Origin of the sequence: Salinimicrobium sp. TIG7-5_MAKvit (assembly GCF_049569215.1) — a bacterium.
In the GTDB taxonomy this organism is placed as follows: Bacteria; Bacteroidota; Bacteroidia; order Flavobacteriales; family Flavobacteriaceae; genus Salinimicrobium; species Salinimicrobium profundisediminis.
In genome coordinates, this window is sequence record NZ_CP145903.1 from 2,122,429 (window position 1) to 2,144,256 (window position 21,828).

Below are 21,828 nucleotides of genomic sequence, written 5' to 3' on the forward strand. Positions count from 1 at the left end.
TTCTCTTGCCTGGTAGACCACGAGAGATAAAATATGAGCTCTCAAAAATGGCATTTTTGGAACTCCATTTCCGGAATTATGTGAATAATACTTGCTGTTGTGTAAGCTCCCCCTAATTAGAACTGCTTGATGATATAAAATTATTGTTTTTGGTTTTATCTGTAGTTGCTATTAGAGAATTATATTCTGCATATTCTATTGGAGCCATTTTTCCTAATGCATCGTGAGGTCTTTGATTATTGTAATCATCCATCCATACCTGTGTTTGTTCTCGTACCTGATCCAGATCTTCAAAAATGTATTTATTTAAAACTCCTCTTCTATAGCTACCATTGAATCGTTCAATAAAAGCATTCTGTGTAGGTTTTCCTGGTTGGATATATTTGAAGTTGATTCCATGCATCTGGCTCCATTCTGAAGCTATTTTAGCAATAAACTCAGGACCATTGTCCATTCTTATTTTCTGAGGTTTTGTTCTTCGATTAATTAGGTGGTTTAGTACCCAAATAACTCTATTGCTGGGCAAGGAAAAATCTACTTCTATGTGAAGTGCCTCCCGGTTATAATCATCAATAATAGTAAAGGCCCTAAACCTTCTTTTATTATCCAGGACATCTGTCACAAAATCCATACTCCAGGTATGATTAAGGGTCTCAGGTACTTCTAAGGGTTCTTTTACTCTTGCTGGTAATCTTTTCTTCACTTTACGCCTTAAGCTTAAGCCAAGGTTTTTATAGACACGATAAACTCTTTTATGGTTCCACGGCTTTCCTTCCTTACGCAGTCGCTCATAAGCCATCCAAAAACCTTCCTCACTATACTTCTCTGCCTTTTGCTGTAAGGCTTCTTCTATGGGTTTATCATCTTTAGGGAGAGGTTTATAATAAAACACACTCTTGCTCATTTTTAAAACACGGCACGCCCTGCTTATACCGTAATGAGCAAGTTCTTTAGCTATGGTTCGCTTACGGCAAGGCTTTAGAGCTTTTTTTCGATGATCTCTTTAGCCATCTCATGATCCAAAGAAAGGGTGGCATACATTTGCTTGAGTCGACGATTCTCTTCCTCAAGTTCTTTGAGTCGCTTAAGCTCTTTGCCATTCATTCCGCTAAAACGTTCTCGCCATTTGTAAAAAGCAGCGGTGCTTACACCATATTCACGACTGATCTCGGCAGCTGTTTTACCGTTATCGAATTCTTTGAGGATCTTAGAGATTTGCTGAGGGGAAAATTTACTTTTTTTCATACTGTTTAAAATTAAGAGTTATTATACTTTTAAACAGTTCGGTTTTAAGGGAAGCTTACAAGAGAATCCTTCAGAAGTAATCTTTCGTAATAAAAAAAGAAAAAAGGCTATCTTAAAAAACTTCCACGTCATTTTAAACACCAGAACATCATTATTTAAATGATTCCGTGTCAAAACACCTGAAATAAATTCAGGGTGACGGGAAAAGAGCTTTTAAGACAGCCTCTGTAAGTGGATACTTTGAGGAATAGTACTAATTTACTGTTCCTGTAGTATTTTTGTCAAAAGTTCTTACTGCTTAAGATAATTTGGCCTTGATCTGGTCTTTATTATCTCTCACAAGGGTGTAGGCATAATATCCGGCTCCTGCAACAGCTCCCCATTTAAGGAGACTACCTGTCCACTGAAGTCCTTTTTTGGCAGCCCAAAGTTTTACTACTTTTTCACCTGCATCTTTTGCATTTTTCTTCAAGTCCATTTTTGTTGGTTTTTAAGGTTCTTTTTCAAGATCGTGAAGTAATGGGTTATCTTGCGTTAAAGGCTTTCCAAATAACACTTTTTTAACCCTTAAGCCTTTCCTGTGGGCTTAATCATTAATTCGTTAACATTTACGCTGTTAGGCTGCGACATGGCGTACAGCACAGCATCGGCAATGTTTTGAGGTTCCAGTTTGGGTTCGTCGCCAGAATAGTCTTTCTCTTCCAGTAATTCCTTGTCGGTAATATCATCCCTTAGGTTAGTGGCAACAGTTCCGGGTTCAATAGAGGTAACGCGGATGTTGAACTCGGGCGAGAGTTCCATTCTCATGGCACGCGAGAGGGCAATGACTGCCGCTTTTGAAGCGCCGTAAACCGCACCGCCTTTAAATACCTCTATCCCGTCTACAGAAGCAATATTTATAATGTGCCCGTTCATTTGGTTCTTCATGGCCGGTAACACCGCATTAATGCAGCGCAAAGTTCCTTTCACGTTCACTTCAATGGTCTCAAGCCACTCTTCAAGATGTTGGTTTTTAAGGTAAGTAAGTGGCATTACGCCGGCACAGTTCACAAGAATGTGCACTTCTCCAAATTCGTCCCAGATATCTTTAAAAGCACCTTCTACACTTTCAGAATCTGTGACATCCATTCGCACCACCAGGCTTTTATTTTTTAATTCGTCCTGTAGGTCGTTTAATTTTTGAATATTTCGGCTGGCCAATGCCACTTTACATCCGGCCCCAGAAAGGGCTTTTGCAATTGCTCTTCCAATTCCGCTGCTTGCCCCGGTCACTATGGCCATCTTGTCTTGTAATTCCATCTTTCAGTTTTTCTTTAAAAGATAAGATTTGTGAAGAAGGTACAGGGGTTGAATAACAGGAATTTAACGTCTCGGCTTATTTTGCTGAATGAAAGCAGCAATGTTTATTGCTTCGGAAATGCTTCAGAAGAAAACTGCATTCCCGGGAATTTTTCTTTGGATTAAAACATTTTCCGAAGAAACCTGAAGAAGAATTATTGCTGCCGACTCAGGTACATATTCATAAAGAGGTTGTGGGCCATATTCCTGGCCCTGTTCTTCGCAATGTTGGCTCTGTCGCCTTCAAAAAGCTCATCAAGGGTTTCATACCACATGTTGAGCCATTCGCCGAAATGTGCCTGTTCAATAGAATGATCAAATTCCCGGTCTACTTCTTTGTGGGCCCGCATGGGGTTGCCACGAAATTTGCTCACCATAAACAGGTTGGTCTCCCAGAAGTCGGTAAGCTTCTCAAGGTGGGCCGGCCAGTCATTAATAGTGTCATTAAAGAAGTGGCCAATCTTTTTGTTGGCGCGCACTTTGGTATAAAATGTAGAAACCAGGAGAAAGACATCCTCCCGGTTTTGTATATCGTTTTTCATAAGAAAATAATCTTTCTAATACCGCATAACCACGTTGATTATTAGCAGGAGCGCGCTAAGCAGGAGGCTGAAAATTAATGTATTAAAAACAAATTTTGGCTTTAACTGGGCTAAAACTGTTACCATATATATCATACACACTGCAACTACCAGGAATAGCTGGAACATTTGCATAAAATCATGCCCGTTCATTAAAATCACCATAGCCGCTGCAGCACCCAAACAGGTTGAAAGGATGATGGCCACGGCCGAATATCCTACATAAAGGTCTTCAAAATCTTTGTAAAGTGTGTTGTAAAGTTTCATAGCATAGTCGTTTTTAATTATGCTGTAAAATTAAGAGGATATGCAAGGAGAGAATATGATTGGGATCATAAAACAGGACATTTATGTCTCAGATACAAATCGTAAAAAGCTGGTAATGAAGTTTTACCGGTACACTTTTCGCTTTTTTATTTGAAGTACGCCTTTCTTTTCAAGAGATTTGGTGGCACGTATCACAGTTTCCACGCGCAGCCCGGTAAGATCGGCGAGTTGTTGCCGGGTAAGGTTAAGCCGGTAAGTAAATTTTCCTTCTACTTTATCTACATGCTTTAGGTAATCTATGATACGAAGAATTCTGTGTTCGGGTTCCTGGCTCGATATTTCTGAAACCATGATGGCTTTGTAGTAAAGCCTTTTTGCAAGGGTTTCGGTGATTTTGAGGTGGACTTTTGGGTTTGACGAAAGCAGTTCTAAAAACTGTTCTTTTGAAAGCTGAAAAACTTCGGCATCTGAAATGGCTTCGGCATTTGCCGGATATTTCACGTTTGCCAGCAATGGCGGTTCTCCAAAACTCTGCCCGATAGAAAAAATACCCTGGATGAACTCTTTGCCATCTTCGTTGTAGTTGTTCATCTTGATCTCTCCTGAAGCTACCTGGTAGAAGTTGAGAGCCGATTCTCCTTCCCTAAACAATTGATCTCCTTTAGAAAAAGGCACCCTTTTAGCGCCGTAATTAAGCAACAGGTTTTCGTCTATCATAGATCTACCGGTGGGAATTTATAAGCTCAACCAGGTTAGCTTTTGGTACCACGCCCGACTGTCGCCATAATTGTTCTCCTTTTTTAAACAGGATAAGAGTGGGCACGCCGCGCACCTGGAATTTTTCGGCCAGCGCCTGATTTCTGTCTACATCTATCTTCACAATTTTAACCTTGTCTCCAAGATCGGCTTTGGCTTCTTTCAAAATAGGAGCCAATGTTTTGCAGGGGCCGCACCAGTCGGCAAAAAAATCTACAAGAACAGGCTTGTCATCCTGGATGATCTCACTGAATTTACTTTTCATATTTTTCTTTTTTTAAGCTCCTTAAAGGTACTCAAAAATGGCATTTTTTGAAAGTATTTTCAGGTCTACCTTATTCCGGAGAGCCTTTTATGGGCTTCCTCTTCCAGGGCTGCCCTATGGTTGGGGTGAGCGATAGAGATTAGGGCTTTAGCTCTTTGTTTCAGGTTTTTTCCGTAGAGATTCACTACACCATACTCGGTAGCAATGTAATGTACGTGCGCCCTGGTGGTGGTAACGCCTGCACCTTCTTTTAAGTTGGGAACTACCTTGGAGATGCCTTTTAAAGTGGTTGAAGGCATGGCAATAATTGCTTTGCCACCTTCAGAAAGGGAAGCGCCGCGAATAAAATCCATTTGTCCGCCCACGCCCGAGTACTGGTAGGTGCCAATGGTATCGGCGCAAACCTGCCCGGTAAGGTCTATTTCTATAGCACTGTTAATCGCTGTCACCTTCGGGTTTCTTCTAATAATCGCCGTATCGTTGGTGTAGGCTGCTTCCTTAAAATGGATCACGGGATTGTCATCTATGAAGTCGTATAATTTTGAGGAGCCAAGGGCAAAGCAGGTAACGATCTTTCCGGTTTTTACCTCTTTTTCTTCCCCGGTGATGATGCCTTTTTCTATGAGAGGCAAAACCCCGTCAGAAAACATTTCAGTATGAATTCCAAGGCGTTTGTGGTTCATGAGGTTGTTGAGTACCACATTTGGAATGGCGCCAATTCCCATTTGAAGGGTAGCTCCATCTTCAATGAGTTCGGCTACATTTTTTCCTATTTGCTTCTCAATTTCTGAAGCTTCTACAGGCATATGGGCATGTAAAGGTAAATTGGCCTCTACTGCGGCTGTGATTTGGCTTACATGAATAATTCCGTCACCATGGGTTCTTGGTACCTGCGGATTTATTTGCGCAATAACAGTTTTAGCGGTTTGTATAGCCGGAAGGGTAATATCTATTGAAAGACCCAGCGAACAGAATCCGTGTTTATCGGGAGGGGAAACCTGTATAAAAGCTACATCAAGGGGTAAGATGTTCTTTCTGAATAACAGGTGGATCTCGCTTAGAAAAATAGGAATGTAATCTCCGTATTCCGAATTTATCGCATTGCGAACATTGCCAGCTGCAAAACAGCTGTTCAGAGAAAATGATTCCCTGTATGGAGGCTGTGTATAACGCGCAGGGCCTTCGGTATGAATGTGGAAGATCTCCACGTTCTTTAATTCTTTATGACGCTCTACCAGGGCCTCAATAAGAATATTTGGTGTCATGGCCGCTCCCTGGATGAATATCCTGTTACCCGATTTTACATAAGACACGGCCCGGGCAGCACTTACTAACTTCATATTGCTTATTTTTTTACCTGTAGATTAAATTGAATGTCTATTTCGTCTTTTACGACGATCATTCCAAATAGCTTTTTTGGAGCCTCAAGTCCGTAGTCTTTTATATTGAGGTGCAGCTTTCCTTTAAATTCAGCTATTGCAGCATTTTTTATGGCTACCGGCAACTCGTAAAATCTTTCTTTACCTGCTATGGTAATGCCAACTTTTGCTACGGCTTTTGTAGGGGAAGACATGGTTACCTCGTTTAACTCGAGAAGTATCCGGGGGTGTTTATCTGTTTGCAGGAGGTCGTGAAAGTCGCGGTTAATACCTTTGCTCCCACAGTCAAAGCCTTTGTTGTTAAGGATGAGTACAGCTCCTGTAAATTCTATTTTACTGCCATTTTGGGTGAAGGTGATATTCTGGGAATCTTCTAAATATGAATTATCAAACTCACACTGGAATGCAGCAATATTAGAGTCCCCAATAATAGTGAGCTCACTGCTGGGGAGTACTTTGATGTTTCTTTTCTGAAAATCCTGTGCGCGTGTTACCGCACTACAGAAAAGTACCAATAAGACAAACGCAATTTTTTTCATTTTTTTAAAGTTAAAAAAAATGGGGGAATTTAATTCCCCCATTTTCTGGCTAGTTCAAACGAATCTTTTATTCTTAGAAGCTAATTACCGCTTCAATGTTAAAGCCGTTGAATTGTCCGTCGTTGTGAATATCACCTGTAGGGTAGTCATTGTAATCCTGGTTAACATACTCAACTTTAGTAAGGATGTTTTTGGTCATAAACCATCCACCTCCAATGTTGAAGCGGTTAACGGTTACATCTTCTCCAGATTTAAGTTCACCATTTACAGTATTGTAACGTCCACCTACGTAGAAGTTCTCGTTGTTTCCAAATCTGTAGATAAGCTCACCTGCGTATTGGTTCCAGGTTCTTTCGTCAGTTTCAGAAGCGTATTTACCGCTAGCTCTTTCATAGATTCCGAAGAATTCAAGTCCACCTGCTTTGATGAAAGGGTTGATCATGAAAGAGGTCAATTCATTTTTAAGGTCTGGGTTAATTCTACCAGATCTAAAGCCATCTCCAGGGTTGTTTGCATCTGGGCCAGACATTACGTTATAGTATCTTGAACCTGCACGGTCACCACTGTATAAGTAAGCACTTTTAGTTTGGTTTGTGTGGTAAACAGATCCTGTTAATCTAAATCTGAAATCTTCAGAGATTTGGTTGTCATAACCAAATTTTGCAAGAAGAGAAGGGCTTGTATGACCTTCACTAGAAGTAGACTGGTTTAATTTACCGTTTGTAAATCCAACCATACCTAGCCATGGGCCGTTGAAGTAGTAGATCTCACCACCTACCTCAGTAGTAAAGCTGTCCATTAGGTAGTTTCCTACGAATGGGTTGTAAAGAGCCATTGCGTTGTCAGATCTTCTGAAGTGAGCATCACCATAATTATTCTCCATGTGCCCAAACTTGATCCTTAAGTGCTCCATAAGACCCGAAGCTAACCCTTCACTGATGAAGTCAAGGTTATCTACTTGTAGATATCCTCCTTTTACGTAAGTCTCAGTGTGGTGTTGAGAAGAAAGGTAAGTATTAAGGTGTACTCTAACTCCTTTTGCAAGCAAGATGTCAAAGGTCATGTTTGCAGTAGCAAGGTTGAAGTCTTTTCCAAGTTCATATAATTCAGGAGCGCCTGAAGCATTTTCCTGTTCTAGTGCCTGGAATTGAAGTGCAAAAGCACCACCAAGTCTTACCTGTACTCCTTCGAATTCACCGTAGTTGTTGTCTTTTGTAGGCTCAAATGTGCTTATACCGCGTTGATCTGGATATCTAAAGTTAGGTAGACTTCTGTCCCAAAGGGTAGTGTTTTCATTGTCTTCTACAACAAGAACATCTACATCTTGTGCCTGTGCCTGAAAGCCCATGGCCATCAAGAGAGCAATACCGGAATATTTAATTAGATTTTTCATTTTTGATACATTAAAAAAGTTGATAGTTGAATTTTAATATTTGTTGTTGAATTAGGGTTATTTAGTAAAAACGGTCTGGAATTTAATGTTGACTTCATCTCCTGTGGTGATAGTTCCAAACATGGCTGTTGGGGGGTCCACTTTGAAATCGGTCATTTTTATCTTTTTGTCTCCACTAAGAGTGATTTTATCACCAGTAACTTTAGCATCGAAGATCAACTCTACGTTCTTCTTGGTTCCTGCAATGGTAAGTACACCATTGGTAATAACTTTACATGAGATTTTTGAAGTGCAATCAAGGTTTTTAACACTTGATAATTCGTAGGTAATTCTTCTGTGTTTATCGGTGTCAAGAGCCTTATAGGTGTTTTTGTCCATTCCTCCTTTTCCACTCTTCAGGCTTTCGGCAACTACTGCAAACTGTAATTGATCAAGTTTCACTAATTGTCCGTCTTCCATTTGAACCTTTACACTTCCCTGGAGTTCTTTTGCACTTAACTCCCAATCATGTATGTTTGAGGTTCCTTCCACTTTTAAACTGGAGGCTCCGCTATTTACATTAAAGGTTTGTCCTACCATTGTATTGGCAGAAAAGACCATTACCAGAAAGCTTCCAATTACTAACCAAAGGTTCTTTTTTGTGTTCATGATTTTTGTTTTTAATTATGGTACAAAGATGGCACAGATATGAGCGGTAGAGTATGACGTGGGTCAGCTTTCAGCAAGATTCTCATAATACCTGATTCTAAAACTTTATGTTCTTCTTCACATTTAACTAATTGCCTTTTAATGAGCTGGTTAATCTTGATCTTAAGTCAGGCGCTCGTCTAAAAGCTGATAATGCTCATACTTTCACCGATAAAATGTGCCCCCAAAGTTCCAAAAGATGCCATGTGTTGGCAAGGGTTTAAGAAATTTTAACCAGAATTTTAGAAATTGGAAATCAAAATAGGGATGAATATGTCCTATTTATTAAAAAAAGGATTGCCATGAAAGAATAGAAAATAACAAATCCTTAACAGATTTTAATGGCAGCTGGCTGCAGCATTGACCACAGCTGTTTGTGGCGCAGGAGATAAATAAGGAATGCCAAGCCCCATACCTCTAATAATAAATAGTACGCCCATGAGAACTACAAAAACCGGAATGAGTTTTTGCACCTTCTTTCTCATCCCTCCTCCCAAAAGTCCACCAAAGTATACTGCTGTTGTCATTAGCGGGATGGTGCCAAGCCCAAACAGGAGCATATAAAGGCTTCCTGTAAGCATCTCGCCGCCAGCCAATGCAGCAAAGACAGCCACGTAAACCAGGCCGCAGGGAAGAAGACCATTAAGAAACCCAATGGTGAAAAAAGTATCGGGTGTTCTCTTTTTAAGAGCGGCACCCAGTAAAGACTTGATCCTGCCTACAAACCGGAACAACGGCTGGGAGAAATTTACCTTTTTTAATATACCCGACGGAAGAAGGATAGCCAGGATCATAAGTACGCCTATACCAATAGACAGTTGCTGCTGCATTCCAAAAAGGTCAAAACTCTTGCCCAGGAACCCAAATACCAGTCCTATCAATGCATAAGATAACAGACGCCCAAAGTGGTAAAGAAAGATCTGGAGTAGCTTGAGGATCTTATTGTCGCGAGACAGCGGGAGCATAAAAGCAATAGGCCCACACATCCCAATACAATGGAAACTTCCAAGAATACCCAGTATGAAGGCAGAGTAGAGCATTAATAAAGAATATCCTCTTTAAAATAGAATTTTTCACCCTTGTATTCCCAGTCAATAATGATGTTCCAGCGGCCGTCTATAAAGCGACTATCAGGTACGAGCAATTGATGTGAGGACAATGAAAGAGGAATTTCAGAGTCCAGCTGCTTGTTTGACGGCCGGTACAGGAACACATTTCCTTTTATGAATGCAGACTCAAGTTCCTGGGGAAAGCTAATAACTAGACCTTCCGAAGTTTGTTCAAGCTGAATATTTTCTGAGAGCAGGCTGGCATTTTTCGTCTTATCCAACTGCTCCTGAAATGTGAGTTCATTTTTGTAGTATTCTTCTACAACCAAATCATGGCTGTAGGCTTTATCTGTGATCATAGTAATCACAAAAAACATTATAAACGCTATAAAACTAAATATAGCCAGTACCAGTGATGTGCCCCAGGATATTTTCATGATCTTATATTTTTATTTCCAGCGAGACATCGTCTCTCTGTGGTTTATTATTTTTACCTGTTTAATGATTGGTGTATTCAATTCAGGTAACTCTGTTCTTTCTTCTGTTAAGTGAGCAATGGCTTCTTTTTTCATTGCCTTGCCCGCTGTAATACTTCTTGTATACTCTTCAAAAATGGCATTTTTGACAGGTATTTTTTTCAGGTCTTTTTCTTCGGAAGCATTTATTGACACTTTATTTAAAAGTGCCGGCTTTATTGATTCCGTATTTACCTGAAGCTTCTTGGCCCCATAAAATTGGTACTGGTGGTTTCTATTAATTTCTCCCCGCTGTAAACCCCTATTTCCACCTTGTTTTTTTCATCTTTTAAAAGAGCCTTCGGGATCTCGATAAACAAGGTTCCCTGTGCAAGCCCATTTTCGGGAACTATAATCCTTTCATGGGTTACAGATTCAATACTTCCCTTGTGCGACATCAGTTTAAAATGTACATCTTCAAAACTTCCTGTAGTTTTATTGATAAGTTTAAAGGTGTAAACATTACTGATAATATTATTATCGTGAGTCTCGTACAATTGTCCCGGCAGTCTTAAAACTGTGGCTTCAACATCTGTCCTTAAGAACAACATGCCCGAGAGAATCCCTACCAATACAAACAGAATGGCAGCATAACCTTTCATCCTGGGGTTAAACCTGAATTTTTCCTCCTTCTCAATATTCTCTTCAGAATAGAATCCTATCAATCCTCTTGGAAGGTCTACTTTATCCATCATGGCATCACAGGCATCTATACAGGCAGTGCAGTTGATGCATTCCAGCTGTGTGCCATTCCTTATATCTATTCCCGTAGGGCAAACATGAACACATTGGGAACAGTCAATACAATCCCCTTTTCCCAGCTGGGCCCGATCTTCATTTTTTCTGAATTTTGACCGACCCTTAGTACGTTCACCTCTTTTATGATCGTAAGCAACAACTACAGATTTCTTATCTAGCAGTACACTCTGTAATCTTCCATAAGGGCACGCAATGGTGCACACCTGTTCTCTAAACCATGAAAAGATAAAATAAAAAACCCCGGTGAAGATCAAAAGAGCTATAAAGGTGCTCAGGTTCTGGAATGGCCCTTCGGTAATATATCTAAGCAGCCTTTGGCTTCCCACGAGGTATGCCAGGAAAACATTGGCAATACCAAATGATATGAGGAAGAACAGGAACCATTTAAAGCCTTTCTTTCTTATTTTATCTGCATTCCATTCCTGCTTATCCAGCCTCATCTGGGCACCGCGGTCTCCTTCAATCCAGTACTCGATTTTTCGGAATACCATTTCCATGAATATCGTCTGGGGGCAAATCCAGCCGCAAAAGATCCTTCCAAATGCCGAAGTAAAAAGCGTGATGAACAATACTGCAATGATCATTGCAGTAACCCCGAGGTAAAAATCCTGGGGCCAGAATGGCTGCCCAAAAATGAAAAATTCCCTTTCCAGCACATTGAACATCATGAACTGGTGGCCATTGATATGTATAAATGGCGAAGCAATAAGAAAAAGGAGCAGGAACCAGGTTAAGTGTGTACGGTACTTATAGAATCTCCCTTCAGGTTTCTTGGGGTAAACCCAGGAGCGCTTACCTTCGGCATTCATTGTGCCTATTCTGTCCCTAAAGTTATTTTCTTCTCTTTCCACTTCCTGCTTCCTTTTCTTAATTCAATTCTATTCTGTCCAGATATCTCCTTCAGCGTCTTTTGGATTGGCTGGAGAAGTTCCCTGGAGGCTAAGTACATAACTTGCTACCTGTTGGATCTCTGCCGGTTTAAGCGAAGATTTCCACGCAATCATTCCTTTACCTGCACGTCCACCTTCACTAACTGTGTGGAAGACGTTTTTGATACCTCCGCCAAGAATCCAGTGTTCGTCGGTAAGGTTAGGTCCTATTCCACCACCTCCGTCGGGAGCGTGGCAGGCCATACAGTTGGTTTGGTAAATTGTCTCGCCCTTTTTTAAATCGGCAGCTTCGGTAAGGAGAACCACGTTTTCGGCATTAACAAGATCGGGGGCTGTCTTTTTGTATTCTTCAACCTGAATTTTTGCAGCCAGCATTTCCTTTTCAAATTCGGCTACCTGGTTTTCTCCATCCCACAGGTGGTAATATGCGAGATAACCTGCAGCAAAAACTATAGAGGCGTAAAAGGAGTAGAGCCACCATGGCGGGAGCTTGTTGTCCAGTTCTTTAATTCCGTCGTAGTTGTGGTCCAGCTCCAGCTCCTTTTCTTCAGAAATTGGGCGTGTACCGGCAAGTTTACGGTAGATCCTTTTTAAGTCATACTTTTTGATTCGCTCCTGTTGAGCCCTCATGTATCGCTCTTTAGCTTCAGGGGTAAGTGCCTGAAACATGACATTTTCAATTGCATTAAGAATGGCTTCCGCAGCAATAAGGAATAACAGGATAACCACCAGCACGGCCGATAGCAGTGGAAATTCAATAAAAGCATAATTATCACCTGAGTCTATAAAGTATTCTAGAACTCCTACAATGAGGAGAAAGAAAACGGGGATTCTTATCCAGGCTGGGATGGATTGTCTCATAGGTTCTGGTCGTTATCTGTTTCTAATGGTATTTGTTCTACAGTATGGATGTAGTCTTCTTTTGCGGTGAAGACCCACCAAAAAAGTGCTACAAAAAAGATGAAGAAAATAAGCAGGGAAATAATTGGATAGATCTCTATCCCTGCAATGCTCTCCATATGTCCTTTTATAAATTTTAGCATGACAGTTAGTTTGTTGAAGTTGTTGAATTCACCACTTTAATATCTGTTCCCAATCGCTGTATATAGGCGATAAGGGCAACGATCTCTCTATCTTTCATCTCAATAAATTCCAGTCCGTTCTCTTCAGCATATTTTTTATCTGCTTCGTAAGTGGCAACAAAATCGGGATCGCTGTAAAGGTTTTGCTGAATGCTGGTAGCCTGCTCTTCCATATGAGCCTGGGCGTTTGCTATCTCGGCTTCGGTATAGGGAACTCCAAGTTGTACCATCGCTTCCATTTTAGCTTCGGTTTCAGAGCGGTTATGTTTGCTGGTGATCAACCATTTGTAACCGGGCATGATAGAACCAGATGAGGTACTTTGTGGGTCATACATGTGGTTAAAGTGCCAGTTATCTGAATACTTGCCTCCAACTCTCATAAGATCCGGGCCTGTACGCTTACTTCCCCATAAGAACGGGTGGTCATATACATATTCCCCGGCCTTTGAGAATTCGCCGTAGCGTTCTACCTCACTTCTAAAAGGGCGAATCATTTGCGAGTGGCATGATACACAACCTTCTCTTATATAGATATCCCTTCCTTCAAGCTCCAGTGGCGTGTAAGGCTTAACACTGGTAATTGTGGGGATATTTGATTTTACTAGCAGAGTGGGTACAATTTGAATAATACCTCCTATAAGAATCGCAATAGTAGCTAAAACTGTAAGTTGCACCGGCTTGCGCTCCAACCAGGTGTGGAAGCCTTCTCCCACAAGTCTTCTATTGCTGATCTTTTGTAGTGGTGCTGCTTCAGCCAGCTCATCGGTTACTTCACTACCGCTTCTAATGGTTTTGTAAACATTGTACAACAGGATGAACATTCCGAAGATGTACATACTACCTCCAATGGCCCTAAACCAGTACATAGGCATGATTTCGGTCACGGTTTCTAGGAAGTTTCCATAGACAAGGGTGCCATCGGGGTTAAATTGTTTCCACATTGAAGCCTGTACAAAACCTGCAACGTACATTGGCAGTGCGTAAAGGATAATACCCAAGGTACCTGTCCAGAAGTGGGCGTTGGCAAGCTTAATAGAGTATAATTTGGTCTTGAACATTCTTGGAACCAGCCAGTACACCATACCAAAGGTTAAGAAACCGTTCCATGCAAGAGCCCCTACGTGTACGTGTGCAATTACCCAGTCACTAAAGTGGGCAATGGCATTTACGTTCTTAAGAGAGAGCATTGGGCCTTCAAAAGTGGCCATCCCGTACCCGGTGATCGCAACCACCATGAATTTTAAAACAGGATCTGTCTTAACTTTGTCCCAGGCTCCACGCAGGGTTAGAAGTCCGTTGATCATACCACCCCATGATGGCATTAACAGCATTACAGAAAAAGCAACACCCAGGTTTTGAGCCCAATCGGGTAGTGATGAATATAATAAGTGGTGTGGGCCGGCCCAGATGTAAATAAAAATTAAGGACCAGAAGTGGATTATAGATAACTTATAGGAGTATACGGGGCGGTTTGCAGCTTTGGGTACAAAGTAGTACATGAGCCCCAGGAATGGTGTAGTAAGGAAAAATGCCACCGCATTGTGCCCGTACCACCACTGTACCAGTGCATCCTGCACTCCTGCATATACCGAGTAACTTTTAAACAAACCAACAGGAATTGCAAGGCTGTTGAAGATATGAAGTACGGCAACGGTAACAAAGGTTGCGATGTAGAACCAGATGGCTACATATAAATGTCTTTGTCTTCTTTTGAAGATCGTGGCGATAAGGTTCCATCCAAAAACAACCCATACAACAGCAATAGCAATGTCAAAAGGCCACTCCAGTTCGGCGTATTCTTTAGAACTTGTAAAGCCCAGGGGCAGTGTAATGGCAGCTCCAATAAGGATTAATTGCCAGCCCCAAAAGTTGATACTGCTTAAGATGTCACTATACATCCTGGCTTTGAGCAACCGCTGGGTAGAGTAGTATACCCCGGCAAAAATAGCGTTCCCCACAAATGCAAAGATCACCGCGTTGGTGTGTAATGGGCGCAGGCGTCCAAAACTCAACCAGGAAATTCCGTCGGTTAAATTGGGGAAAAGGAATAAAAAGGCCAAAAGAAGCCCGACTGACATTCCTATGACTCCCCAAAAAAGGGTGGCATAAAGGAACTTTTTTACGATTTTGTTGTCGTAGTAGAACTGTTGCAATTCCATTCTTTTAATTGTCTTGATTAATTTTACTCGATTTTGTTGATTTCTCTTTTACAAGCTCATCCTCAAAAAGAATACGCACCGATGGGGTATAGTCATCGTCGAACTGGCCGTTACGCACAGCCACTATAAAAACAACGAAAAACAATACCGCTACAATAATGCTTATTGTAAGGAGTAAATAGATGACGCTCATACCTATTTATATATCAGGCAAAACTACAAGCATTGTTAATTTGTAAATATGATTTCGGTCAGGTTTCATCAGAAATATATTTGTAAAAAATTCAGACATATATGATTAGGCTCATATAAAAGAGAGAACTTAAATCGGACATTTGTATCTGAAATTAATATTAAACACATCTGATCATGAAAAATTTCAAACATTCAAAAAAGAAACTTGTATACGTTTTCTTTCTTGCAGCCCTTGTAGTAGGTGTATTCACTTCCTGCGATAAAGCAGTTGCTGCTAAAGAAAACCCTGAACTAATGAAAGTATATGGAGAGAGCGAAGCCGAAATGACTGCTCCTCCAATGGTGCCAAGACCTGTTGGAAAAAGAGCTGCTACCAAACTCATAGTTAATATGGAAGTAGTAGAAAAAGAAATGGAGATGAGTGACGGAGTAAGTTATGTGTACTGGACTTTTGACGGTACAGTTCCCGGAAGCTTTATTCGTACCCGCGTTGGAGATGAAGTTGAATTCCACTTAAAAAACCACCCAGATAGTAAATTGCCACACAATATTGACCTGCACGCAGTAACAGGGCCTGGTGGTGGAGCCGAGTCTTCTTTTGTAGCTCCAGGCCACGAAGCTGTATTTACTTTTAAAACCATGAATCCTGGTTTATATGTATACCACTGTGCTACTGCTCCTGTTGGGATGCACATCGCAAATGGTATGTATGGTCTTATTCTTGTTGAACCAGAAGGGGGTCTTGAGCCGGTTGATAAAGAATACTACGTTATGCAGGGGGATTTCTACACCGAAGGTGAGAATGGCGAAAGAGGCCTGCAGGCTTTCAGCATGCAGAAAGCAGTTGATGAAGATGCAGATTATGTAGTATTCAATGGTAAAGTTGGTGGCCTTACAGGAGACAACGCCTTAACTGCAAAAGTTGGTGAAACCGTACGTCTCTTTGTAGGTAACGGTGGCCCTAACCTGGTATCTTCCTTCCACGTGATTGGAGAGATCTTCGACAAAGTTTATGTTGAAGGTGGATCTTTGATCAACGAGAATATTCAAACTACTCTTATCCCTGCCGGTGGTGCCGCTATTGTAGAATTCAAAGTTGAGGTACCCGGAAACCTTGTATTGGTTGACCACTCTATATTTCGTGCTTTCAACAAAGGAGCCCTGGGTATTCTTAAAGTTGAAGGAGAAGAGAATAAAAAAGTCTATGGTGGTAAAATCGAAGAGAAAGTTTACAACCCCGGAGTTTCTGCTGCCGAAGTTACCGAAGAAGAAACTGAAGATGCACCTGTAGCCAATACTTCTTTAGCCGAAAAAATGGAAAGGGGAAAACAAATCTACACCCAAAACTGCCTTGCCTGCCACCAGGCTACCGGTAATGGGATTCCAAATGCTTTCCCTCCCCTTGCAGGTTCAGATTATCTAAATGCCGATGTTCATCGCGCCATTGAAGTAGTGAAGTTTGGTCTTACCGGTGAAATTGAAGTGAATGGAAATTTGTACAACAGTGCAATGCCAAAGCAAAACATTTCAGATGAGGATGTTGCAAATGTTCTCACTTATGTTTATAATAACTGGGGCAACAACAAAACTGAAGTGACTGCCGAGATGGTGAAGAAAGCGAAGTAATTAGCAGCTAACTATAAAATTTAAAGAAATGAAAACCTTAACCAGATTGGCAATATGCATCGCGATAATGATCCAGGGCCAGGCCTATAGCCAGTCTGGTTCAATGGTCGAAATCCGCGGCGGGGAGTTTATTCCTCTCTACGGAACAAAAACCGAAGTTCCTGTTGGCGATTTCCTGATGGATGTCTATCCCGTGACCAACGCCGAATTCTTAGAGTTTGTAGAGCAAAATCCGAGATGGAGGAAGTCAGAGGTAAAACAACTGTTTGCCGATGAGAACTACCTGCGCAGCTGGAAAAATGATTTGGCTTTTGGCAGTGAAGACCTGCCCAATTCGCCGGTGACAAATGTCTCCTGGTTTGCCGCAAAGAACTATTGCGAGTGCCAGGGCAAAAGGTTGCCTACAGTAGATGAGTGGGAATATGTGGCCATGGCAAACGAGACCAGCCCCGATGCCCGTTCCGAGAAATCTTATAACCAATACATCTTAAGCTGGTATGAAACGCCCACCACTTTTAAAAATACGGTTGGCAATACCTTTAAGAATTATTGGGGGGTGTATGATCTTCACGGCCTGGTTTGGGAATGGACTTCCGACTTTAATTCGGTGATGATTGGAGGGGAATCCCGGCAAGACAGCACAGGTGATAACAACCTATTTTGCGGGGCGGCCGCAGTTGGTGCCACAGATCTTATGAACTATGCAGCCTTTATGCGCTATGCCTTCCGCGGAAGCGTAAAAGCAAGATATGCTGTAAAGAACCTCGGCTTTAGATGCGTCCAGGATATTGAAAAAACAAATTTATGATTATGAAAAAAATAGCTTTTATAATGCTTTCTGTTGTTCTTTTAGCAGCTTGTAACGATGGCCAGAAGAAGGAAGCAAAGGTTGAAGAAGTCGCAGTGAACAACACAGAGGTAAAAGGGGAACTGCCCGAATTGTCTATCTATAATCTTCCTGCTACGTGGACTACCCAGAACTATGAGGACATTCAGCTTGAAGATCTTCGCGGCAATGTGCTGGTCATGGTAATGATCTATACTTCCTGCAAAGCTGCCTGCCCGCGATTGATTGCCGATATGCGCAACATCGAAAAGCAGGTACCCGAAGAGTATCTGGATAAAACAAAATTCATCATGGTGAGTATTGATCCTGAAACCGATACGCCCGATCGGCTTAATGCCTTTGCCAAAGAAAATGAAATGGAAGACGACCACTGGCTTTTTCTTCGCGGTACGCCCGAAGATACCCGTGAGTTTGCAACCGTACTGGCCGTAAGCTATAAAAAGATCTCGCCCATAGATTTTTCACACTCCAACATCATCAGTGTTTTTGACGAAGAAGGAGTGCTGGTTCACCAACAGGAAGGCCTTGGGGTAGACAATACCGAAACCGTAGAAGCTATTAAAACTGAAGTTTCAAATTAAGTAAGATCAGATCAGATAGTCAGGGCTGCCTGAGAAAAGTACTGTACCGTAAACCTGAAATTTATTTCGGGTTCTCCAGAAATTCTGAAGTAAAATCCAGACTGGCGGTGCGTTCTTCTCTCAGGCAGTCCTTTTTTTTATCCGCATCTCCCATTCCCAATTTAGTTTTGTTCAGGGGTGGCAGCAGCACTTTATTCAGTCATAATGAAACCTACATTTCGCAATTAATATTTCCCCTTCATTATATTGGTAGATTAGTCTATGTTCGCTATCAATTCGTCTAGACCAAAATCCGGTGTATTTATGCTTCAGAGGTTCGGGTTTTCCAATTCCGTCAAAAGGATTTCGGGAAATGTCTTTTAGAAGTTCATTTATTTTCTTTAACTTTTTACTGTCCGTTTTTTGCCAGTACAAATAATCTTCCCAGGATTCATCAACGAATATATACTTCATTTAATCCTCAGTTAAATCTTTGCTGAAGGTCGCTCCGCTTTTTAGCTTTTCAATTGCCGAATCTAACCGTTTTTCATTCTTTCGGGAAGACAGCTCGTGATTTGTAGCCATTAGAGAGTTGTATTCTTGTAGGGACATTACAACTATTCCAGAATCTTTTCCACGATTTATGATTAAAGTTTCAAAATTCTTTACCACCTGGTCCAGGTAGGTTTTAATATTTTTTCTAAAGTCAGAAACAGTTGTTATTTGCATAATTTTGTAATTAATAAAGTACAAATATATGTACAAATAATGAGCCGGCAATTTTTGGATTGCTACCAACCCTCCTTATCATTATTTCTGAAAAGCTCTAATACTGAAAAATGTTTTCGGGTGCTTTTTCTGCTTTACCTTCAGGAAGCCGGCAATTATCATTTAAGGTATGCAGCATTTAAGGCAGGCAAAAATGGCATTTTTGGCTCCTAGTATTTTTCGATCTTATCTTATTACAGGAGATCTTGATTTAGAGGAAACCGTTTTTTCAGTAAAAAAATATAAAGCTTACCGGGAAGGGTTTTTCTCTGCTGTGTCAAAAAGGGCGTTTGGGAGGGTGCTTTAAGCAACAAGAAGCAAGTAGGGGTTTGGGGTTTGCTTTCTCGTCGCTTTCCTGCCATGAGGCAGGAAAACAAATAATCACCTTTCTAAAGTATAAGTTTTTGGCTCTAAATCCCAACTTTTTTTCAGAAAAAACACAGGTTCAGAATATTTTGCCACAGTAAGGCCTTTAGCGACTAAATTTTACGGCCAATAATGTTGGTGCATATTGTGGTGAAAGCAATAATGCTTATTGAGCTAAACGGCATCAAAATAGCAGCAATAATGGGAGATAACTGCCCTGTTACTGCAAAATACAACCCTACCACATTGTAGAGAAAAGATAAAATCATGCTCACTTTGATGACGCTCATGGCCTTTTTAGATGCCGTGATGAACTTGGGCAGACTTTCAAAGCGGCTGGCGTCTAAAATGGCATCGCAGGCGGGAGAGAAGACATTTACGTTTTCAGAAATGGCAATTCCTACCTCACTTTTAGCCAGTGCCCCGGCATCATTGAGTCCGTCGCCTACCATAATGGTCTTTTTTCCCTCTTTTTGAAGGGAGGCAATATAATTGAGCTTGTCTTCCGGTTTCTGGTTAAAGAGCATCTGGGTACTGGCAGGTAAAAGTTCTGTGAGCCTGGTTTTTTCTCCTTCATTGTCGCCAGAGAGAATGGAGAGGTGGTACTGTGGCGCCAGTTCAGTAAAAAGCTCCTGCACTCCTTCACGATATTCGTTGAAAAAGACATACCGGCCCTTATATTCATTATTTGCACTAATATGTACCGAGGTGTTGAGGGAGGTGCCGGCTATTGTGCTTCCAACAAAATCTGCCGATCCCACTTTCATGGCCTGTTTGTGGTAAACAGACTCAATTCCTTTTCCGGTAATTTCACGGAATTCTTCAGGCGCAACGATATCATATTCGGCCAGCATATCGTAAAGGCTTCGGCTTAACGGGTGGTTTGAAGCGCGCAGGGTATTCTTCAGAAGAAATTCTTCTTCCGAAGTTAAAGTGACGCCTTCATAGCTAATGTTGCTTTTCTTGTTTGAAGTAATGGTACCGGTTTTGTCAAAGATCAGGGTATCGGCTTTGGCAAGTTGCTCAATGACTCCTGCGTTTTTGAGGTAAAATTTCTTATTTCCAAAAATGCGGAGCAGGTTGCCCAGGGTGAAGGGTGTAGACATAGCCAGGGCGCAGGGGCAGGCAATAATGAGCACGGCCGTAAAGACGTTAATGGCTGTTGCCACGTCTATAAAAAGCCAGAATGCAGTGGCCGAAAAGGCGATTAACAGCAGTACCGAGGTAAAATATTTGCTGATGTGGTTGATAAAAGAGGTAAACGAATCTTCCTTTTTTACCTGGAAAACGTCGTTGCTCCACAACTTTGTAAGGTAACTTTGAGAAACCGATTTAAGGGCTTCTATCTCTATCATTCCCGAAACCTGTCGCCCCCCGGCAAATAACTTATCTCCCGATTCCTTTTCTACGGCCTCCGATTCTCCCGTAACGAAGCTGTAATCTATACGTGCTTTGCCGTTGATAAGAATCCCGTCTACGGGAATGAGTTCTTCATTTCTTATCAGGATGCGGTCGCCCTTCTCAATGTCGTGAACGTGAATGCTTTCTTCTTTCCCATCAGGATTTATGCGGGTGATGCCAATAGGAAAATACGATTTGTAATCTCTCTCAAAAGAGAGGAAATTGTAGGTTTTTTGCTGAAAGAACTTTCCGAGGGTCAGGAAAAAAACGAGTCCGGTGAGGCTGTCGAAGAATCCGGAGCCCCAGTCAAAAATGATTTCAAGGGTACTGCGCACAAACAGGACGAGCACGCCCAGGGCAAGAGGCACATCAATATTAAGGATGTTGGCCCGCAGGCCTTTATAAGCCGACACAAAATAGTCTTGTGCGGCATAAAAAACCACCGGCAGGGAAAAGGCAAACATGAGCCATCTAAAAAGGCCTTTATACTGGTCCAGCCAGTATTCATTAACTTCAAAATATTCGGGAAAAGAGAGGAACATGACGTTCCCAAAAGCAAAACCGGCAACCCCGAGTTTGTAGATTATACTGCGGTTTATCTTTTTCTTTCCGGTTTCACTGTCATCAAGGCTTATATAAGGTTCATAGCCAATACTGCTAAGAAACAGGACGAGGTCTTTTAAAGTGAGTTTTTCAGAATTATAGGTAATGCGCAGGCTCTTTTTAGGAAAATCAACCTGTGAGGCAGTAATCCCGGGCTTCAGTTTGCTCAGGTTTTCAAGGATCCAGATGCAGGAACTGCAGTGAATATGTGGGATGTACAGCGAGATAACCTGCACGTTGCCGTCATTGAACTCCAGGAGTTTATCCACGATCTTCTCATTGCTCAAAAAGTCGTATTTCCCCTCGAGTTTGGCAGGCGCGGCACCGGGAGCCGTCTCCATTTCATAATAGGAAGTAAGGCCGTTCTCTGAGAAGATCTCATAAACAGTTTTGCAGCCATTGCAGCAAAAAGACTTATCATCAAAGCTGATGCATGACTTAATCGTATCACCGCAGTGATAGCAAGAAAGTTCTTCCATAAAAATTGCTCGTTTCGTACCGGGTGCAAAGGTTGAAAATGAGCGGGTTGGAAAATATGATACCGGTCATGTTTTTAAA

At 41.6% G+C, this 21,828-nt stretch carries 25 protein-coding genes; 3 read left to right on the forward strand and 22 right to left on the reverse strand.

The annotated features are described in order from the left end of the window. Nucleotides 1-112 precede the first annotated feature (112 nt). The 19 genes from V5739_RS09520 to ccoS form a co-directional block, all read right to left on the reverse strand. A protein-coding gene (locus tag V5739_RS09520; protein WP_423817967.1) for an IS3 family transposase occupies nucleotides 113-1,245 on the reverse strand; the annotation gives its coding sequence in 2 pieces (ribosomal slippage) (nucleotides 113-984 and nucleotides 984-1,245; 1,134 coding nt in all). 298 nt (nucleotides 1,246-1,543) lie between these two features. Then, nucleotides 1,544-1,723 (reverse strand): hypothetical protein, encoded by a 180-nt coding sequence (locus V5739_RS09525; protein ID WP_266067964.1) that lies wholly within the window; start codon nucleotides 1,721-1,723, stop codon nucleotides 1,544-1,546. Nucleotides 1,724-1,812: 89 nt separating this feature from the next. Next, nucleotides 1,813-2,544 carry an SDR family oxidoreductase gene (locus tag V5739_RS09530; protein WP_423817968.1) on the reverse strand — a complete coding sequence of 244 codons (732 nt, stop codon included), beginning with the start codon at nucleotides 2,542-2,544 and terminating at the stop codon, nucleotides 1,813-1,815. A 194-nt stretch (nucleotides 2,545-2,738) separates the two neighbouring features. After that, complete coding sequence (locus tag V5739_RS09535) at nucleotides 2,739-3,125, reverse strand: group III truncated hemoglobin (protein ID WP_345596840.1); 387 nt, start codon at nucleotides 3,123-3,125, stop codon at nucleotides 2,739-2,741. Nucleotides 3,126-3,140: 15 nt separating this feature from the next. Then, entirely contained in the window at nucleotides 3,141-3,431 is a 291-nt protein-coding gene (locus V5739_RS09540; protein WP_423817969.1) for a hypothetical protein, read from the reverse strand. Between the two features lie 123 nt (nucleotides 3,432-3,554). Then, complete coding sequence (locus V5739_RS09545; protein WP_423817970.1) at nucleotides 3,555-4,148, reverse strand: Crp/Fnr family transcriptional regulator; 594 nt, start codon at nucleotides 4,146-4,148, stop codon at nucleotides 3,555-3,557. Between the two features lie 4 nt (nucleotides 4,149-4,152). Then, on the reverse strand, nucleotides 4,153-4,452 hold the full coding sequence (trxA, locus tag V5739_RS09550; protein ID WP_423817971.1) for a thioredoxin: 300 nt from the start codon (nucleotides 4,450-4,452) through the stop codon (nucleotides 4,153-4,155). Nucleotides 4,453-4,517: 65 nt separating this feature from the next. After that, nucleotides 4,518-5,792, reverse strand: coding sequence for an acetyl-CoA hydrolase/transferase family protein (locus V5739_RS09555; protein ID WP_423817972.1), 1,275 nt, complete (start codon nucleotides 5,790-5,792; stop codon nucleotides 4,518-4,520). Nucleotides 5,793-5,797: 5 nt separating this feature from the next. Next, entirely contained in the window at nucleotides 5,798-6,370 is a 573-nt protein-coding gene (locus V5739_RS09560) for a YceI family protein (RefSeq protein ID WP_423817973.1), read from the reverse strand. Between the two features lie 73 nt (nucleotides 6,371-6,443). Then, nucleotides 6,444-7,763 carry a hypothetical protein gene (locus V5739_RS09565; RefSeq protein ID WP_423817974.1) on the reverse strand — a complete coding sequence of 440 codons (1,320 nt, stop codon included), beginning with the start codon at nucleotides 7,761-7,763 and terminating at the stop codon, nucleotides 6,444-6,446. A gap of 57 nt (nucleotides 7,764-7,820) precedes the next feature. Continuing rightward, nucleotides 7,821-8,411 carry a YceI family protein gene (locus V5739_RS09570; protein ID WP_423817975.1) on the reverse strand — a complete coding sequence of 197 codons (591 nt, stop codon included), beginning with the start codon at nucleotides 8,409-8,411 and terminating at the stop codon, nucleotides 7,821-7,823. Between the two features lie 377 nt (nucleotides 8,412-8,788). Next, a complete protein-coding gene (locus V5739_RS09575) occupies nucleotides 8,789-9,490 on the reverse strand; it encodes a sulfite exporter TauE/SafE family protein (RefSeq protein WP_423817976.1) in 702 nt (233 codons plus the stop codon). Continuing rightward, nucleotides 9,490-9,936, reverse strand: a complete 447-nt coding sequence (locus tag V5739_RS09580; protein ID WP_423817977.1) for a FixH family protein — start codon at nucleotides 9,934-9,936, stop codon at nucleotides 9,490-9,492. Before V5739_RS09580 ends, V5739_RS09575 begins: the two co-directional genes overlap by 1 nt. A gap of 12 nt (nucleotides 9,937-9,948) precedes the next feature. Beyond that, nucleotides 9,949-10,170 carry a hypothetical protein gene (locus V5739_RS09585; RefSeq protein WP_423817978.1) on the reverse strand — a complete coding sequence of 74 codons (222 nt, stop codon included), beginning with the start codon at nucleotides 10,168-10,170 and terminating at the stop codon, nucleotides 9,949-9,951. Between the two features lie 35 nt (nucleotides 10,171-10,205). Next, on the reverse strand, nucleotides 10,206-11,582 hold the full coding sequence (gene ccoG / locus V5739_RS09590) for a cytochrome c oxidase accessory protein CcoG (protein WP_423820464.1): 1,377 nt from the start codon (nucleotides 11,580-11,582) through the stop codon (nucleotides 10,206-10,208). A 69-nt stretch (nucleotides 11,583-11,651) separates the two neighbouring features. Next, complete coding sequence (locus V5739_RS09595) at nucleotides 11,652-12,524, reverse strand: cbb3-type cytochrome c oxidase N-terminal domain-containing protein (protein WP_345596860.1); 873 nt, start codon at nucleotides 12,522-12,524, stop codon at nucleotides 11,652-11,654. Continuing rightward, complete coding sequence (locus V5739_RS09600) at nucleotides 12,521-12,706, reverse strand: CcoQ/FixQ family Cbb3-type cytochrome c oxidase assembly chaperone (protein WP_423817979.1); 186 nt, start codon at nucleotides 12,704-12,706, stop codon at nucleotides 12,521-12,523. The genes V5739_RS09595 and V5739_RS09600 overlap by 4 nt, the downstream gene beginning before the upstream one ends. Nucleotides 12,707-12,711: 5 nt before the next feature. Next, the gene (gene ccoN / locus V5739_RS09605) at nucleotides 12,712-14,904 is read right to left on the reverse strand and encodes a cytochrome-c oxidase, cbb3-type subunit I (RefSeq protein WP_423817980.1); all 2,193 of its coding nucleotides are present in this window, start codon (nucleotides 14,902-14,904) and stop codon (nucleotides 12,712-12,714) included. 4 nt (nucleotides 14,905-14,908) lie between these two features. Further along, nucleotides 14,909-15,097: a cbb3-type cytochrome oxidase assembly protein CcoS gene (gene ccoS, locus V5739_RS09610; protein ID WP_265162428.1), complete on the reverse strand. Its 189-nt coding sequence runs from the start codon at nucleotides 15,095-15,097 to the stop codon at nucleotides 14,909-14,911. Between the two features lie 176 nt (nucleotides 15,098-15,273). Here ccoS and nirK point away from each other — a divergent pair, with 176 nt between their 5' ends. From nirK to V5739_RS09625, 3 genes are read left to right on the forward strand one after another with little or no spacing between them, the layout of a single operon-like run. Further along, the gene (nirK, locus tag V5739_RS09615) at nucleotides 15,274-16,725 is read left to right on the forward strand and encodes a copper-containing nitrite reductase (RefSeq protein ID WP_423817981.1); all 1,452 of its coding nucleotides are present in this window, start codon (nucleotides 15,274-15,276) and stop codon (nucleotides 16,723-16,725) included. Between the two features lie 28 nt (nucleotides 16,726-16,753). Then, a complete protein-coding gene (locus tag V5739_RS09620) occupies nucleotides 16,754-17,533 on the forward strand; it encodes a formylglycine-generating enzyme family protein (protein WP_423817982.1) in 780 nt (259 codons plus the stop codon). Between the two features lie 2 nt (nucleotides 17,534-17,535). Then, entirely contained in the window at nucleotides 17,536-18,153 is a 618-nt protein-coding gene (locus tag V5739_RS09625) for an SCO family protein (RefSeq protein ID WP_423817983.1), read from the forward strand. Between the two features lie 195 nt (nucleotides 18,154-18,348). Here V5739_RS09625 and V5739_RS09630 read toward each other — a convergent pair whose 3' ends face one another. The 3 genes from V5739_RS09630 to V5739_RS09640 form a co-directional block, all read right to left on the reverse strand. Next, nucleotides 18,349-18,606: a Txe/YoeB family addiction module toxin gene (locus tag V5739_RS09630; protein WP_423817984.1), complete on the reverse strand. Its 258-nt coding sequence runs from the start codon at nucleotides 18,604-18,606 to the stop codon at nucleotides 18,349-18,351. Further along, the gene (locus tag V5739_RS09635; RefSeq protein WP_423817985.1) at nucleotides 18,607-18,861 is read right to left on the reverse strand and encodes a type II toxin-antitoxin system Phd/YefM family antitoxin; all 255 of its coding nucleotides are present in this window, start codon (nucleotides 18,859-18,861) and stop codon (nucleotides 18,607-18,609) included. Nucleotides 18,862-19,379: 518 nt separating this feature from the next. After that, on the reverse strand, nucleotides 19,380-21,749 hold the full coding sequence (locus V5739_RS09640) for a heavy metal translocating P-type ATPase (RefSeq protein ID WP_423817986.1): 2,370 nt from the start codon (nucleotides 21,747-21,749) through the stop codon (nucleotides 19,380-19,382). Nucleotides 21,750-21,828: the final 79 nt, after the last annotated feature.